Genomic DNA, 15786 nt, shown 5'->3' on the forward strand with positions numbered 1-15786 from the left:
TTAAAGTCTGATCTGCGCTTTTTGCACGGACGCCTCACGTTTAGAGCCCCAATATGAATATCGAACATGCTTTGACTGATGGTGCCAATATCTTTGAGCTTGCACCGATTTCCCTATGGCTCGAAGACTATAGCGGATTGCGAAAGCAGTTCGAGCAGTGGCGCAAACTGGGCGTTACAGATTTACGAGCATTTCTGAAAGAAGATACAACCCGCTTGCGCATCTGCACGAGCCAGATTCGCGTACTCAAGGTCAATCGCAAGACTCTTTCTCTCTATGAAGCACACGACACCAACCATCTCACTGAAAATCTGGAGCGCGTATTTCGCGACGATATGATTGACCCGCATATCGAAGAAATGGTCCAGCTCTGGAATGGTGATAACGCTTTCGCCAGCGACACCGTAAATTATTCCCTTACTGGTAAGCGTCTCGACATTCAGCTCAAGGGAGTGGTTCTACCAGGCCATGAAGAAAGCTGGGATCGCGTTCTTCTATCCATCGAAGACGTAACCGCCCGCGAAGAAGCCCGTCGTGAGCAGAACAAGCATAAACAGCATGCCGAAGGCCTGTTCGAACATTCACCCGTTTCGCTCTGGGTGGAAGATTTCAGCCGCATCAAACAATTAATGGATGACATTCGTGAACGTGGAATAGTCGATTTTCGCGTTTTCACTGATGTGCATCCAGAATTTGTGCGCCAGTGCATGAACGAGATTCGCGTTCTCGACATTAATCGGGAAACTCTTGATCTGTTCCTTGCACCTGACAAAGCAACACTTTTGCAAAACCTGCAAAATGTCTTCAAAGGCGACATGGAAGCGAATTTTCGTGAGCAGTTGATTGACCTCTGGAACGGTGTGCTGTTTCAGCGCCGCGAGGTCATAAACTACGCACTGGATGGCTCAGAACGACACCTGCTGTTGCAGTTCTCCGTGCTGCCTGGACACGAAGACGACTGGTCTTTGGTTCAGGTTGCCCTTGCCGACATTACGGCGCGCAAAAAGGCCGAAGCCTATCTTGAATATCTCGGCAAGCATGATGTGCTGACAAAGCTGCACAACCGTGCTTTCTACGTTGATGAGTTGAACCGGCTTGAACGCAAGGGCCATACACCCGTTTCGATCATCATTATCGATCTCAACGGTTTGAAAGCAGCCAATGATCAGCTGGGGCATGCCAGCGGTGACGGCTTGTTGCGCCGTATCGGCGAAGTGCTGAATGAAGCGGTAAAGCTTCCCGGACACGCCGCACGTATCGGCGGTGACGAATTTGCAGTTGTACTGCCTTATGTGGATGAACGCGGTGCGGAATCGGTGATGGAAGATATTCGCCGATTGGTTGACATCAACAACCAATATTATTCGCAGCTGAAAATCGAGCTTTCGATGGGTGCGGCAACATGCATGCCCGGCGAAAAACTGGAAACAGTCGCCAAACGCGCCGACCTTCTGATGTATGAAGACAAACGCAAGCATTATTCAGCGGAAGCGCTACGGAAGTCGCAACTTTCCTGATCACTCGTCAAACGTGATGGTCGTCTTGCCGCGCGTAATATCGCTCACAAGACGTGCAAGATCGTCTTGTGCAGCGAGAGGCATTGCACCAGCAATTTCAACACCGGTTGCCGTGAAGTTTTCATTGGCAATCGTCACATGCTCGACGGCCGTAAGCCGCGCCTTCAGAAGCGCATGATCGGAAAAATCACAGGCAAATGAAAAGCCTATCACCGGGATCACTTCGGTCTTTTCCGCCTGACGCAGACACATGGCCGCCGTACCGCCATATGCACGCATCAATCCGCCACTGCCCAGCAAGATGCCTCCAAACCAGCGCGTGACCACAACCACGATATTATCGAGCTGCTGCCCGTCTATTGCCTGTAGAATTGGCTTGCCTGCCGTGCCGCTTGGCTCACCATCGTCACTGAAACGATAGTTCTGCCCAATGCGCCATGCCCAGCAATTATGGGTCGCAGCAAGATCTGAATATTCAGCGAGAAAGTCCTTTGCAGCCTGTTCATTGACGACAGGGGCGGCAATAGCCAGAAACCGACTTTTCTTTATCTCCTGTGTGATGGATTCAATGCGGCTGATGGTGAACATGACTATCCTGCAAACGGTATTTGGCGGGCCTAGCATTTTACGTTGCGGATGACGACCCCTTATGCCTCCGTTAGCATTGCGTGCTTAGAAAGTTGGGTATAAGGCAATGAAAACGAGCTGTGCATCCTGCTTGCCGCTCGCCCTGCCCCAAGATGAAAGGTCCGCCGATGTTCGATTTGATTGTGAGAAACGCCAATCTTCCCGACGGACGTGAAAAGCAGGACATTCTGGTCAAAGACGGCAAGATTGCCGATATCGTTCCATCAAGGGGTGAACATCAAGCCGGAAGGGTAATCGATGCTTCCAATCGGCTGGTCACTCCGCCCTTTGTCGATCCGCATTTCCATATGGACGCAACTCTGTCACTGGGCCTGCCGCGCCTCAACCGCTCGGGCACGCTCCTGGAAGGCATCGCACTTTGGGGCGAATTAAAGCCAATGCTGACCGTTGAAGCCATGGTCGAGCGCGCCTTGCGTTATTGCGATCTGGCCGTAAGTCAGGGCCTGCTTGCCATTCGCAGCCATGTCGATGTCAGCGATCCGCGCCTGCTCACTGCCGAAGCGATGATCGAAGTGCGTGAAAAGGTGAAGCCATATATCGATCTGCAACTCGTGGCCTTTCCGCAGGATGGTTATTATCGTTCGCCGGGCGCTGTCGATCTCGTCAACCGTTCGCTCGATATGGGTCTTGATGTTGTCGGCGGCATTCCGCATTTCGAACGCACCATGGCTGATGGTGCAGCCTCGCTTGAAGAACTCTGCCGCATTGCCGCAGAACGCGGCCTGCCGGTTGATATTCATTGCGATGAAACCGACGATCCAATGTCTCGCCATGTTGAAACATTGGCTGCACAAACGATGCGTTTTGGTCTTCAGGGCCGCGTATCCGGCTCGCATCTCACATCCATGCACTCCATGGATAATTACTACGTTTCCAAGCTCATTCCGCTGATTGCGGAAGCGCAGATGAACGCTATTCCAAACCCGCTCATCAACATCACCTTGCAGGGGCGTGCCGACACCTATCCAAAACGTCGCGGCATGACCCGCGTGCCAGAACTGATGACTGCTGGCGTCAATGTGGCCTTTGGTCATGACTGCGTGATGGACCCCTGGTATTCGATGGGTTCAGGTGACATGCTCGAAGTCGGCCATATGGCTGTACATGTGGCGCAGATGACGTCGATCGAAGGTAAGAAACAGGTCTTCAATTCGCTCACCGTCAATTCCGCTAAGGCACTTGGCCTTGAAGGTTATGGCCTTGAAAAAGGCTGCAATGCAGATTTTGTGGTGCTTCAGGCGCGAGACCCACTGGAAGCTTTACGTCTCAAGGCCAACCGTCTGACAGTCGTGAAGCGTGGCAAGATCATCGCCGAAACACCACAACGCGTCAGCGTGCTCAACCTTGAAGGGCGCCCTTCTTCGGTTGATGGTGCGGATTATGCACCCCTGGGATGATATTCCCACAAATATACGACGAAAAATGAGTGCCTGTTTTTCAATCGTCTGATAAAAGCGCTTGAATTAACGGCAGATTCGTCTGAAATTCGTGACGTTGCTCATAAGCCTCACAAAAAGAGGCGGAGCAATCAGTCGCGCATAATTGCACGTCTACACATCACCCAAGAGGGGTTCCTATGACCACAACAACCAAATTCACACGCCGCAGCGTTCTCGTAATGTCTGCGGCACTTGGCGTAACTGCCCTGTCCAGCGGCGCGTTTGCAGCCGAAGAAAAGCTGAAAGTTGCGGGGATTCACGCTTCGCCCGTTGAAAATGCATGGAATTCGCGTCTTCACGAAGCGCTCAAGCAGGCCAATGACGACGGTGTTATCGAATATGTCTTCTCGGAAGGCGTTTCGGCCAGCGACTATCCGCGCGCCATGCGTGAATATGCAGAACAGGGCATCAAACTGATCGTCGGCGAATCCTATGCTGTTGAGCGCGAAGCGCGTCAAGTTGCGGCTGACTACCCGCAGACCACGTTCATCATGGGGTCGTCCGGCAAGGAACAGGGTGACAATTTCGGCGTATTCGGCACCTGGAATTTTGAAGCTGCCTATCTTGCCGGCATGCTTGCTGGCGGCATGAGCAAGACCGGCACTTTCGGTTCGGTTGGCGCTATCCCAATTCCTGAAGTCAACATGCTCATCAATGCATTTCAGGAGGGCGTGAAGGAAACCCGCCCGGATGCGAAGTTCAACGCTTCATTCATTGGCACATTCTTTGATCCGCCAAAGGCACGTGAAGCTGGCCTCGCGCAGATCGATGCTGGTGCAGACATCCTGTTTGGCGAACGTATTGGCACGGCAGACGCCGCTAAGGAACGTGGTATCAAGGCAATTGGTTCGCTGATCGATTACACGCCACGCTACCCGGACACGGTTTTTGCCAATGCAATGTGGAACTTCCGCCCAATCCTTGATGCAGCCGTTGCAGACGTCAAGGCTGGCAATCCAACCGGCAAGGACTACACACCATTCAGCCTGATGAAGGAAGGCGGCAACGACATCGTTTACGTCAAGGGCGTTGCCCCGGCAGAAGTCGAAGCCAAGATGGAAGCACGCCGCGCGGAGATCAAGGCTGGTACTTTCAAGGTCGAGCCAAATCCGGCAGAGCCTAAGTAAGAAATTTCAGGACAGCAACGTGGCACTCGATATGAAGCAACAGGATGCAACGGCGCTCGCACTCGCGATTGCGAAGGGCATTTTGTCCGCACGAGAGGCCATGGATGCCGCGATTGAAGCCGCAGAAAAATGGCGCCCTCTGGGCGCCATTGCATATCTCGATGAAGAACTTGGACGCAAAAATTCGACTGCCTTCGATCAGACAGCTCCATTCGCCGGAGTGCCGTCCCTGTTCAAGGACCTTGGAGGTCCATGCGCGGGGCTTCCGATACGCCTTGGTTCCCGCGCTTGCGCAGATGCGCCACGAGACCTTGATTCAGAACTCGCCGCACGTTTACGCAAAGCGGGCCTTAATTTCTTCGGCACGACAACTGTCCCCGAATTCGGCATGGCGCTTGCAAGTGAGCCGATAGACGGCCCTGTCGCTCGCCATCCTTTCGTTAACACACTCTCGCCTGCCGGCTCATCCGGCGGTGCGGCTACAGCCGTGGCAGCAGGCATCGTCTCTATAGCCCATGCAACCGATGCTGGTGGCTCGATCCGCGTTCCGGCTGCAACCTGCGGGCTGATCGGCCTCAAGGCAAGCCGTGGCGCTATGCCAGCCGGTCCGCATTTCGGTAATTATCTCGCGGGTATTGCAAGTGAATTTGCGCTTTGCCGCTCAGTCCGCGATGCAAAAACATTATTCCCGCTCGTTGCAGGGAACACCGAAAGCTTCCTGCCCGATTTGGCATTCGTACCACACACGAACCTCTCAAAATTGCGCATCGGTATTGTTTCGGGAGATTTGACCAAATATCCGGTAACGGAACAGCGCCATCAAGTGGTTGACAATGCGGCCCGCTTTCTCGAAGCGCAGGGCCATACAATCCGCACAATCGACGCGGGAAAGCTTGCGCCGCTCATTGATACAAGTGCGACAGCTTTTGACCGGATCATCTCGGCCAATCTGGCATCTGCTATTGATGCTTTCTCCATTGACGAAGATAAGCTTGAGAGACTGACGCAAGCCGTAGCCTTGCGCGGGCGCAAGATGAGCGCGATCGAACTCTACGACGCCATGAATGGTGGCGTTATGACCGCCCATAAACTCTGGCAAATTTTTCACGATATTGATGTACTGATTACGCCGATGCTGGCGCGTGGTCCTCTGCCCATCGGCTCTTACCCGATGGATCACGACGATGTGGATACACATTGGCATACGATGAATGCATTCGCGCCTTATGCCGCATTGGCCAATATTTCCGGCTTTCCGGCACTTTCCATGCCATTTGGCGAGGACGCAAACGGCATGCCGCTTGCAATTCAGTTGATTGGACGAATGGGAGCGGACAATCTTCTCTTAAACCTTGGCGAGTTGATGGAAGAGGACCATCGCTTTCAGCACAAATTTGGCGTTGCGGGGTTGAACGCATGACCACCACAGTTCTCGAACTGCAAAATATAACCAAACGCTTTGGCACGCTGACCGCCAATGACGATATTTCGTTACAGCTTGAACGCGGCGAAATCCTCGCTTTCCTGGGCGAAAACGGTGCTGGCAAAACCACGCTGATGAATATTCTCTTCGGCCATTACGTGCCCGATGAGGGTCGCGTTTTCGTCAAAGGTGTAGAAATACCGCAGGGCAAGCCACGCGCCGCTATCGAGGCTGGCGTTGGCATGGTGCATCAGCATTTTACGCTGGCTCCAAATCTTACGGTTCTGGAAAACATCATCACCGGCACCGAAAGCCTCTGGAAGCTGAAATCAGCGGATAGCGCAGCGCGAGCCAAGATCGCGGAAATCGCCAAGCGCTTTGGCTTGCAAGTCGATCCAGATGCGCGGCTTGGTGATCTTTCGGTTGGTGAACAGCAGCGCGTGGAAATTCTCAAAGCGCTGTATAACGACGCGGACATTCTGATTCTTGACGAGCCGACCGCCGTTTTGACCACACAGGAAGCCGAAAGCCTGTTTGCGACATTAAAAGAAATGGCGCGTCAGGGACTGTCGCTCATCTTCATTTCGCATAAACTGCATGAAGTCATGTCGGCGGCTGACCGCGTTGTGGTCTTGCGCGGCGGCAAGCTTGTGGCTGAACGTAAAGCGTCCGAAACATCCAAGGAAGAATTGGCCGAACTTATGGTTGGCCGCCGTGTTTCGCGCCCTTCGCGCGCAGCCGCCACCCCCGGCGAGACTTTGCTTGAAGCAAAGAATATAACCGTGGTTGAAGATGGAGCAACACGCCTTAAAGACCTCGATTTTCATCTGCGCGCTGGCGAAACCCTTGGCATCATCGGCGTTTCCGGTAATGGTCAGGCAGCGCTGGGGCGTCTTGTTTCGGGGCTTAGCCAGCCTGCCAATGGTTCACTCGTTATGTTCGGCGAAGCGGTCACACAGTTTGATCCGCGCCAGTTCGTGGGGATGGGAGTTGGACGTATCCCGGAAGATCGCAATGCAGAAGGTGCAATCGGCGATCTGACACTTTGGGAAAACGCCGTACTTGAGCGCGTCCGCGATCCGCAATTCTCGAATGGAATTCTGGTCAATCGAACGGCGGCGCGCGAATTTACGGATCGCATCATCAAGGATTTTGATGTGCGCGGCGGAACACCCGACAGTCGCATTCGCCTGTTATCTGGCGGCAACATGCAGAAGCTTATTCTTGGCCGCAATCTTGAAACGGCTCCACGTATTCTGATTGCAGCCCAGCCAACACGCGGCCTTGATGAAGGTGCAGTCGCAGCCATTCATTCCCGCATTCTGGAAGCCCGCGCCAAAGGTGCTAGCGTGCTGCTCATCTCGGAAGACCTTGACGAAATCATCGGCCTTGCCGATCGCGTGCAAGCTATCGTCAAAGGAGAGCTTTCTCCACCCATAGATGCAGCCGAGGCCAATGCGCAAAGACTGGGCCTGATGATGGCCGGCGAATGGCAGAATAATACGACGAAGGGGCTCAACTGATGCGTATTGAACGACGCGAACACCGCCCCATGCTTCTGGTGGCAACGGCTCCGGTTATTGCTGTACTCGCTGCGTTTGTGCTGGCTGGCCTGCTGATCGCAGCCGCAGGCGCGCCAGTGCTTGAATCCTTCCGCCAGATTGCAATCGGCGCATTCGGCACAAGGCTTTCCATCACCGAAACACTAACCCGCGCAGCCCCGCTGATGCTGACCGGCCTTGCTGCGGCTGTCGCTTTCCGCTCAAAACTCTGGAATATCGGTGCCGAAGGCCAGTTCTATATGGGTGCACTGGCCGTTGTTGCACTTGGCACACAACTGGCGCTCCCCGCCCCCGTGCTTATCCCATTGCTGCTGATCGTGGGTGGGATTGCTGGCATGATATTTCTACTGATACCGCTTGGATTACGCCTGCGCTTTGGCGTCGATGAAGTCGTGACCACGCTGCTGCTCAATTTCATCGCTGTTCTATTTGTTTCGATGATGATCGAAGGTCCTATGAAAGACCCGCTGGCTTTTGGCTGGCCGCAGTCGGAACCCGTGCCAGATGCAGCCATGCTACCCAAAATCATGTCGGGTATGCGCCTCCATATCGGTATTCTGATAGCCATCGCCCTTGCGCTGATCATCGCATATGTGCAGAAGCGCACTGTTTTTGGTCTTGAAACCAAAGCTGCGGGGCTTAATCCGAAAGCGGCACGTTTTGCAGGCGTGCCCCTTGGCAAAACGTTGGTGAAAGTCGCCTGTATTTCAGGCGGCCTTGCAGGTCTTGCCGGTGCGATACAGGTCATGGGTGTCAAAGGCTATGTCACCACCGATTTGTCGCCGGGCTTTGGCTATTCCGGCATCATCGTTGCCATGCTCGCCAATCTGAACCCCATCGGTGCTATTTTCTCTGCACTTTTTGCAGCCGCCATGTTCGTTGGAGCTGACGGCATGAGCCGTGCCATTGGCATTCCGAGCTTCATTGCCGATGTCACCGTGGCACTTTCGCTACTCGCCATGCTGGTTGCTCTCTTCTTCACCCAATACAGGATCGCCCGATGAACGAGCTGATGGATATCCTGCTTTCCGCCGGCCTTTGGGTCTCGGTCCTGCGTATCGCAACACCACTGATTTTCGGCACGCTTGGCGCGCTTTATTGCGAACGCGCGGGCGTTCTTAATCTGGGCATCGAAGGTATCATGACCTTTGGCGCGATGATCGGCTGGCTGACGGTCTTCAACGGGGCCGACCTTTGGGTAGGCGTGCTTGCAGCCGCAGCGTCGGGTGCTGTATTCGGTCTGCTGCACGCAGCCCTGACCGTGCCGCTCGGCCTGTCGCAGCATGTCGTGGGCCTTGGGATCACGCTGTTCGCGTCAAGCCTCAGCTACTTCCTGTTCCGTCTGTTGGTGCCATTGTCTTCGACACCGCCGACGATCACGCCATTTCAGCCGGTCAATCCGACATGGCTTTCGGATATTCCATTTATCGGACAGGTTTTAGGCACCCAGACCGCGCTCACATGGATCGCCATTCCACTGGCATTGCTGCTCGGTTATGTGCTTTTCCGTACGCCATTGGGCCTTGCCATACGCATGACGGGTGAAAATCCCCATGCAGCCGAAGCGCAAGGCATCAACCCGATCCGTGTTCGTATTTTCACGATCATGTTTGGCAGTGCTTTGATGGCTGTCGGCGGCTCGTTTCTGACGCTCTCTGCCTTCAATTCATTCTTTCCGACGATGATGCAAGGACGCGGCTGGGTGTGCATCGCCCTCGTCGTATTTGCCTCTTGGAAGCCCGCGCGTGCGCTTCTCGGTGCACTGCTCTTTGCACTGTTTGACGCGTTCCAGTTGCGTCTGCAAACGGTTTACGGGAAGGTCGTTCCTTATCAGCTTTTCCTGATGATCCCATACATCATGTCGATTGTAGCTCTTGTGGTCATGGCGCGCCGCGCACGCGTACCACAGGCACTGATGCAGCCCTATCGCCGCGGCGAGCGGTAGAAATAAAATGCAACAAAAAACGGCGCCTTACGGCGCCGTTTTTATATCGTCAGAGAAATCAAGCTGCGCTCGACTTGCTCTTTTCAAAGCGCTTGCGCTCATTCGGATCGAGGTAGAGCTTGCGCAGGCGGATCGACTTTGGCGTCACTTCGACCAGCTCATCATCCTGAATCCAGGACAGAGCGCGTTCCAGCGTCATACGGATCGGAGGCGTAAGCTTCACCGCTTCGTCCTTGCCGGCAGCGCGGATATTGGTGAGCTTCTTGCCCTTGAGCACGTTGACTTCCAAATCATTATCGCGGCTATGAATACCGATCAGCATGCCCTGATAAACCTTGACGCCAGCGTCGATGATCATCGGACCACGATCTTCGAGGTTGAAGAGCGCATAAGCAACAGCTTCACCCTGATCGTTGGAAATCAGAACGCCGTTGTTACGGCCAGCAATTTCGCCCTTGTATGGCTGATAATCATGGAACAGACGGTTCATGATCGCTGTACCGCGTGTGTCGGTCAGAAGTTCCGACTGATATCCAATCAAACCACGGGTCGGTGCATAGAACACCATACGAACGCGATTGCCGCCCGAAGGACGCAGTTCTACCATTTCAGCCTTGCGTTCAGACATTTTCTGAACAACGGTGCCAGAATATTCTTCATCGACGTCGATGACGACTTCTTCAATTGGCTCAAGCTTTTCGCCATTCTCGCCGTCTTTCATGACGACGCGTGGACGCGAAACGCCCAGCTCAAAGCCTTCACGGCGCATGTTTTCAATGAGAACAGCCAGCTGCAATTCGCCACGACCGGAAACGAAGAACGAATCCTTCTCGCCGGATTCTTCAATCTTGAGAGCAACACTGCCTTCAGCTTCTTTCATCAGGCGGTCACGGATCACGCGGCTGGTAACCTTATCACCTTCCGTTCCGGCCAGCGGACTGTCATTGACGATGAAGGACATGGTCACAGTCGGTGGATCAATCGGCTGTGCTTCAAGTGGTGTGGTCACGGAAGGATCGCAGAACGTGTCTGCAACTGTGCCCTTGGAAAGACCGGCAATAGCAACGATGTCGCCTGCCTGTGCTTCTTCAATTGGCTGACGTTCGATACCGCGGAAAGCGAGAATCTTCGAAATACGACCGTTTTCAAGAAGTTTGCCTTCCTGATCAAGGACCTTAACACTCTGGTTCGGCTTGATCGAACCGGAATGGATGCGTCCGGTGATAATGCGGCCAAGGAACGGATCAGCTTCAAGAATCGTACCGATCATACGGAACGGGCCTTCAGCAACTTTCGGCGCCGGAACATGCTTGAGAACAAGATCAAACAGCGGTGCCAGACCTTCGTCCTGCGGGCCTTCCGGGTTCAAAGCCATCCAGCCGTTACGGCCCGAACCGTAAAGGACCGGGAAGTCGAGCTGTTCGTCGGTTGCGTCAAGATTGGCAAAGAGATCAAATACTTCATTGATAACTTCTTCATGACGGCCATCTGGACGGTCGATCTTATTGATCGCAACGATTGGCTTCAGACCAACCTTGAGTGCCTTGCCAACAACGAATTTCGTCTGCGGCATCGGGCCTTCAGCAGCATCGACGAGAACGATCGCTCCGTCCACCATCGAAAGGATACGCTCCACTTCACCACCGAAGTCGGCGTGGCCTGGCGTATCGACGATGTTGATGCGTGTGTTTTTCCAGACAACCGAAGTCGCCTTCGCGAGAATGGTAATCCCGCGTTCTTTTTCGATGTCGTTCGAATCCATCATGCGTTCTGCAACGCGCTGATTGTCGCGGAACGAGCCCGACTGCTTCAGCAGTTCATCGACCAATGTTGTCTTGCCATGATCGACGTGTGCGATAATAGCGATATTACGCAATTCCATATGGAGATCACTTCTTGTATGAGTTGGGAGCCGCGCCAAGATGGATGCACGGAAAATCAATGGGGCGCTCTTACAGGTTTTTTTGCGTTTTAGAAAGGGGCAGCGCTAAACTGCCCCTCAATTAACCCGAAAAACCCGGAATTGCGCGTTTATTTACACGTTGATTGTGACAGTTTTGCCGTGAATTCTATAACAAAGTGCCTGACAAAATGACCAGCGCAACGCTGAAATAGATCACAAGCCCTGTCACGTCGACGAGCGTTGCTACAAAAGGTGCAGAAGCGCTTGCCGGATCAAAGCCTAACCTTTTGAGAATAAAAGGTAGCATTGAACCCGTTACAGAGCCGAATGTCACAATACAGACCAGTGCCATGCCAATGGTGATAGCGACCAATATCCAGTGTTCGCCGTAATCATAAATACCGAGCATCTGCCAGATAGTGATACGGACTATGCCGATAAAGCCAAGGAAGCTACCTAGCGCCACCCCAGTCGGCAACTCACGGAATGCGACCCGCCACCAATCCTTCAACTTAATTTCCTGCAAGGCCAGCGCGCGAATGATCAGCGATGTTGCCTGCGAACCGGAATTACCACCCGAAGACATGATGAGCGGAATGAACAGGCTCAGCACCAGTGCCTTTTCCAGTTCCATTTCAAAATGCTGCATCGCACTTGCCGTGAGCATTTCGCCCAAAAACAGAATGCCCAGCCAGCCTGCGCGTTTTTTCAGCATCTCGCCGAAGCCGATACGCATATAAGGCTTGTCGAGCGCCTCCATACCACCGAAACGATAGGCGTCTTCGCTCGCATCCTCGGTCATAGCATCGAGCACATCGTCAACAGTCACGATGCCGATAATATGGCGGCTGTCATCAACGACAGGCACTGCCAGAAGGTCGTGCTTGCGGAAAAGGCGCGCAACGTCTTCACGATCTGCGTTTGGTGAAATGGTAATAGGATCATCGTCGCGTGCAAGCGAAAGGATCGGCTCATCCAGCTCGCGGATAATCAGCCGGCGCAGGCTGACCACACCAAGCAAAACGCGAGTTTGCGGATCAATCACATAGATCGCGTACACCGTTTCACGTGTACGTTCGACCTGACGAATATGGTCAAGCGTTTGCCCGACATTCCAATTGGAAGGCACGGTGATGAACTCAATGGTCATCAGACTACCAGCCGTGTTCGGCGGGTAGCCCATCAGCTTCTTGAGTGCAGCTTTCGTTTCGGGTGCGAGAATGGGGAACAGCCGTGCGCGATCGGCATCTTCGAGTTCCTGAAAGACGTCGGTCGCCCGGTCAGCGGACATACCATCCAGCAACTGACTTGAAATGTTTGGCGGAAGAATGGCCAGAATTTCCGTGGCACGTTCCAGTTCCGGCTGATCAAGCAGGCGGATCGCATCTTCTTGCGAAAGCTGGGCGATAACGGCAACTGCGTCATCTGCGTCGAGTTCATTGACGATCTCTACCGCGTCGCCCGTACGAATATCGGCGATGCGGCTAGCGATTGCTGCAGCAGGGAGGTCGGCAACATTGAGCACTTCAGAGATGAAGTTGTTGTCGGTCATGGGCTTGCCTTTCTGTCGATCCGCCGTCGAAGACAGACCGTGCAAGCTGACCGCAAACGATCAGATCACGAACTGCCTTGACGGCTGAAACAATCGACTGTGACTGTCGCTTGGCATAAGAGAATAAGACTCCGGTTGAAATGCAGCCCAAAAAATGCGGCTGCGTGGCTGATTTGCGCTTGGTTGCCCCGAAAGTCAACCCCTGCCTCCCCATCATGAAGGCTTTTTCATAATCCGATAGCACCCTTGTCTCATCCACCGCAAAATCCTAAGTCTCATTCATATCGAATTGATTTTATCCGGAGTTTTATGATGTCCGAAAGACAAGCTTATAATCACGCATTGACGCAATGGAACGGACCGCTTGGCCTGCCGGATTTCAACGCATTCAAGGATGTCGATTTCGCTGCCACCTTTGATGCGGCTCTGGCTGATGACCTTGCGGAGGTCGAGGCAATTGCAAACGATACCACTGAGGCGACGATTGAAAACACGCTGAAGGCCTTGCAGCTGACGGGCAAGTCACTTGATCGCGTTTCCTCGATTTTCTGGCTGCGAGCCGGTGCTCACACAAACGAGACCATTCAGACGCTGGAGCGAGAAATCGCACCCAAAATGTCGCGTCATTATTCGCGCATCATGATGGACCCTAAACTGTTTGCGCGCATTGATGCACTTTATGAGAAACGTGATTATCTTGATCTGGACGTCGAAACCAAACGCGTTCTGGAAAAGACCTGGAAAGGCTTTGTCCGCTCTGGCGCCAAGCTTGACGATGCAGGCAAAAAAGAGCTCGCTGGCATCAATGAAAAGCTCGCAGGCCTAGGTGCACGCTTCGGCCAGAATGTTCTCAAAGATGAATCAAGTTGGGCTTTGTTCATCACCAAAGAGGCGGATCTTGCGGGGCTTCCGGATTTTCTCAAAAACGCCATGCAGAGTGCTGCAGCCGAGCGCGGGCAGCCCGATGCATGGGCGGTCACGCTGTCACGCTCGATTGTTGAACCATTCCTGACCTTCTCAGAAAATCGCGAACTGCGTGAGCAAGCTTTCAACGCCTGGGCTAAGCGCGGCGAAAACGGTGGTGAGACGGACAACCGCGAGATCGTGCGCGAAATGGTGGAACTGCGCGAACGCAAGGCCCGCCTGCTCGGCTATGCCAATTTTGCCGCATACAAACTCGACGACACCATGGCCAAGACGCCGAAGGCTGTCATGGACCTTCTGGAGCCAGTCTGGGACAAGGCGCGTGCAAAAGCGCGCGAAGAAGAAGCAGAACTGGAACGTTTGATCGCGGCCGACGGCAATAACCACAAGGTCGCACCGTGGGACTGGCGCTTTTACGCCGAAAAGCTTCGTGCCGAACGTTTTGCTTTTGATGAGGCGGAATTGAAGCCTTATCTGCAACTCGAAAAGATCATCGAAGCGAGTTTTGATGTTGCAACCCGCCTTTTCGGCATTCGCTTTGAAGAGAAAAAAGGGATTCCCACATGGCACCCGGATGTAAGGGTGTTTCGGGTATTGAACGCTGACGGCAGTGAACGCGGCCTGTTCCTGGGCGACTATTTCGCACGTACCTCCAAGCGCTCTGGCGCATGGATGAGTTCGCTGCAATCAAGCCACAAGCTCGATGCCGGACAAAAACCATTCATCTACAATGTGATGAATTTTGCAAAGCCTAAGGCAGGGGAGCCAGCACTTCTGTCGCTTGATGACGCCCGCACCTTGTTCCACGAATTTGGTCATGCGTTGCATGGACTTTTGTCGGATGTGACATGGCCAGCTGTTTCCGGCACCGCTGTTTCGCGTGATTTCGTCGAGCTGCCCTCGCAGCTTTATGAGCATTGGCTGACAGTCCCCGCCGTGCTTGAAAAATATGCCGTGCACTATCGCACCGGAGAAGCAATGCCAAAAGCGCTTCTCGACAAGGTGCTTGCAGCACGTTCGTTCAATGCGGGCTTCAACACGGTGGAATTCACCTCCTCCGCGCTTGTCGACATGGCTTTTCATACCGGCAAGGAGAAGATCGCAGATCCTTTGGCCTTCGAGGCAGCAACGCTGAAAAAGCTGTCGATGCCAGACGCGATTATCATGCGTCACCGCACGCCGCATTTCACCCATGTCTTCTCCGGCGATGGCTATTCTGCCGGTTACTATTCTTACATGTGGTCAGAAGTGCTGGATGCCGATGCTTTCTCGGCCTTTGAAGAGACCGGCGACGCGTTCCACCCTGAACTGGCCGCGAAGCTCAAGCAATATATCTATTCTGCCGGTGGCAGCCGCGACCCGGAAGAGCTTTACAAAGCCTTCCGCGGCAAGATGCCGACGCCGGATGCGATGATTGAAAAGCGTGGCCTCAATTAAAAGCGTGTCTTGCAAAAGTGGTGTCCGGTTTTGGGACAAAAACATGCCCAAGAAAGACAAAAGCCCGGCTTAGAGCCGGGCTTTTTCATTCTCAATATTCGCCGAGCTTGGTGTCGGGCGTATAGTCTACACCCTCAACTTCTTTGATGACCGGCTGACCACAATGCAGAACGCCAGTTGCAGCGTTGAAAGCATAGGTCGGCGAGCCATACAACTGCCACCCTTTATTGAGCGCTGCGGTAACACGGTGGCAGAAAGCAGAATCATCCGGGCCGGTGATGAAACGATAAAGCTTCATAGTCATTTTCC

Annotated in this window: 13 protein-coding genes; 8 read left to right on the plus strand and 5 right to left on the minus strand. The window is 53.7% G+C overall.

The genetic code is table 11. The features are described from left to right. The first annotated feature begins 53 nt into the window (after positions 1-53). The gene (locus H5024_RS12560; RefSeq protein WP_187547319.1) at positions 54-1517 is read left to right on the plus strand and encodes a GGDEF domain-containing protein; all 1464 of its coding nucleotides are present in this window, start codon (positions 54-56) and stop codon (positions 1515-1517) included. Here H5024_RS12560 and H5024_RS12565 read toward each other — a convergent pair whose 3' ends face one another. Beyond that, entirely contained in the window at positions 1518-2105 is a 588-nt protein-coding gene (locus H5024_RS12565; RefSeq protein ID WP_187547321.1) for a YigZ family protein, read from the minus strand. It abuts the gene before it with no gap. 167 nt (positions 2106-2272) lie between these two features. On the opposite strand from H5024_RS12565, the gene H5024_RS12570 reads away from it, so the two are divergent. The 6 genes from H5024_RS12570 to H5024_RS12595 all read left to right on the plus strand — a co-directional run bounded on the left by H5024_RS12570 (position 2273) and on the right by H5024_RS12595 (position 9661). Further along, on the plus strand, positions 2273-3562 hold the full coding sequence (locus tag H5024_RS12570) for an amidohydrolase family protein (protein ID WP_187547322.1): 1290 nt from the start codon (positions 2273-2275) through the stop codon (positions 3560-3562). Between the two features lie 179 nt (positions 3563-3741). After that, positions 3742-4731, plus strand: coding sequence for a BMP family protein (locus tag H5024_RS12575; RefSeq protein WP_187547324.1), 990 nt, complete (start codon positions 3742-3744; stop codon positions 4729-4731). 31 nt (positions 4732-4762) lie between these two features. After that, positions 4763-6151, plus strand: a complete 1389-nt coding sequence (locus H5024_RS12580; RefSeq protein ID WP_187548599.1) for an amidase — start codon at positions 4763-4765, stop codon at positions 6149-6151. After that, positions 6148-7677 (plus strand): ABC transporter ATP-binding protein, encoded by a 1530-nt coding sequence (locus H5024_RS12585; RefSeq protein WP_187547326.1) that lies wholly within the window; start codon positions 6148-6150, stop codon positions 7675-7677. The genes H5024_RS12580 and H5024_RS12585 overlap by 4 nt, the downstream gene beginning before the upstream one ends. Then, positions 7677-8720, plus strand: a complete 1044-nt coding sequence (locus H5024_RS12590; RefSeq protein WP_187547328.1) for an ABC transporter permease — start codon at positions 7677-7679, stop codon at positions 8718-8720. Before H5024_RS12585 ends, H5024_RS12590 begins: the two co-directional genes overlap by 1 nt. Beyond that, entirely contained in the window at positions 8717-9661 is a 945-nt protein-coding gene (locus H5024_RS12595) for an ABC transporter permease (protein WP_187547330.1), read from the plus strand. Before H5024_RS12590 ends, H5024_RS12595 begins: the two co-directional genes overlap by 4 nt. A gap of 58 nt (positions 9662-9719) precedes the next feature. Here H5024_RS12595 and typA read toward each other — a convergent pair whose 3' ends face one another. The 3 genes from typA to H5024_RS12610 all read right to left on the minus strand — a co-directional run bounded on the left by typA (position 9720) and on the right by H5024_RS12610 (position 13375). Next, on the minus strand, positions 9720-11543 hold the full coding sequence (gene typA / locus H5024_RS12600; protein WP_187547332.1) for a translational GTPase TypA: 1824 nt from the start codon (positions 11541-11543) through the stop codon (positions 9720-9722). A gap of 187 nt (positions 11544-11730) precedes the next feature. Beyond that, entirely contained in the window at positions 11731-13116 is a 1386-nt protein-coding gene (gene mgtE / locus H5024_RS12605) for a magnesium transporter (protein ID WP_187547334.1), read from the minus strand. Then, positions 13091-13375: a hypothetical protein gene (locus H5024_RS12610; RefSeq protein ID WP_247875279.1), complete on the minus strand. Its 285-nt coding sequence runs from the start codon at positions 13373-13375 to the stop codon at positions 13091-13093. Before H5024_RS12610 ends, mgtE begins: the two co-directional genes overlap by 26 nt. A 53-nt stretch (positions 13376-13428) precedes the next feature. Here H5024_RS12610 and H5024_RS12615 point away from each other — a divergent pair, with 53 nt between their 5' ends. Continuing rightward, positions 13429-15477 (plus strand): M3 family metallopeptidase, encoded by a 2049-nt coding sequence (locus H5024_RS12615; protein ID WP_187548600.1) that lies wholly within the window; start codon positions 13429-13431, stop codon positions 15475-15477. A 91-nt stretch (positions 15478-15568) separates the two neighbouring features. Here the strand turns inward: H5024_RS12615 and H5024_RS12620 are convergent, their stop codons facing one another. After that, the gene (locus tag H5024_RS12620; RefSeq protein WP_187547336.1) at positions 15569-15775 is read right to left on the minus strand and encodes a DUF1737 domain-containing protein; all 207 of its coding nucleotides are present in this window, start codon (positions 15773-15775) and stop codon (positions 15569-15571) included. Between the last annotated feature and the right edge of the window lie 11 nt (positions 15776-15786).

The sequence above is a fragment of the Ochrobactrum sp. Marseille-Q0166 genome, from assembly GCF_014397025.1.
Classification (GTDB): Bacteria; Pseudomonadota; Alphaproteobacteria; order Rhizobiales; family Rhizobiaceae; genus Brucella.

What these genes read in the sequence shown, in the direction of transcription:
- H5024_RS12620 (WP_187547336.1), bottom strand. Translation starts at nt 15,775, where the DNA reads ATGAAGCTTTATCGTTTCATCACCGGCCCGGATGATTCTGCTTTCTGC.
- H5024_RS12570 (WP_187547322.1), top strand. Translation starts at nt 2,273, where the DNA reads ATGTTCGATTTGATTGTGAGAAACGCCAATCTTCCCGACGGACGTGAA.
- H5024_RS12580 (WP_187548599.1), top strand. Translation starts at nt 4,763, where the DNA reads ATGAAGCAACAGGATGCAACGGCGCTCGCACTCGCGATTGCGAAGGGC.
- typA (WP_187547332.1), bottom strand. Translation starts at nt 11,543, where the DNA reads ATGGAATTGCGTAATATCGCTATTATCGCACACGTCGATCATGGCAAG.
- H5024_RS12565 (WP_187547321.1), bottom strand. Translation starts at nt 2,105, where the DNA reads ATGTTCACCATCAGCCGCATTGAATCCATCACACAGGAGATAAAGAAA.
- H5024_RS12585 (WP_187547326.1), top strand. Translation starts at nt 6,148, where the DNA reads ATGACCACCACAGTTCTCGAACTGCAAAATATAACCAAACGCTTTGGC.
- mgtE (WP_187547334.1), bottom strand. Translation starts at nt 13,116, where the DNA reads ATGACCGACAACAACTTCATCTCTGAAGTGCTCAATGTTGCCGACCTC.
- H5024_RS12595 (WP_187547330.1), top strand. Translation starts at nt 8,717, where the DNA reads ATGAACGAGCTGATGGATATCCTGCTTTCCGCCGGCCTTTGGGTCTCG.
- H5024_RS12575 (WP_187547324.1), top strand. Translation starts at nt 3,742, where the DNA reads ATGACCACAACAACCAAATTCACACGCCGCAGCGTTCTCGTAATGTCT.
- H5024_RS12560 (WP_187547319.1), top strand. Translation starts at nt 54, where the DNA reads ATGAATATCGAACATGCTTTGACTGATGGTGCCAATATCTTTGAGCTT.
- H5024_RS12590 (WP_187547328.1), top strand. Translation starts at nt 7,677, where the DNA reads ATGCGTATTGAACGACGCGAACACCGCCCCATGCTTCTGGTGGCAACG.
- H5024_RS12615 (WP_187548600.1), top strand. Translation starts at nt 13,429, where the DNA reads ATGTCCGAAAGACAAGCTTATAATCACGCATTGACGCAATGGAACGGA.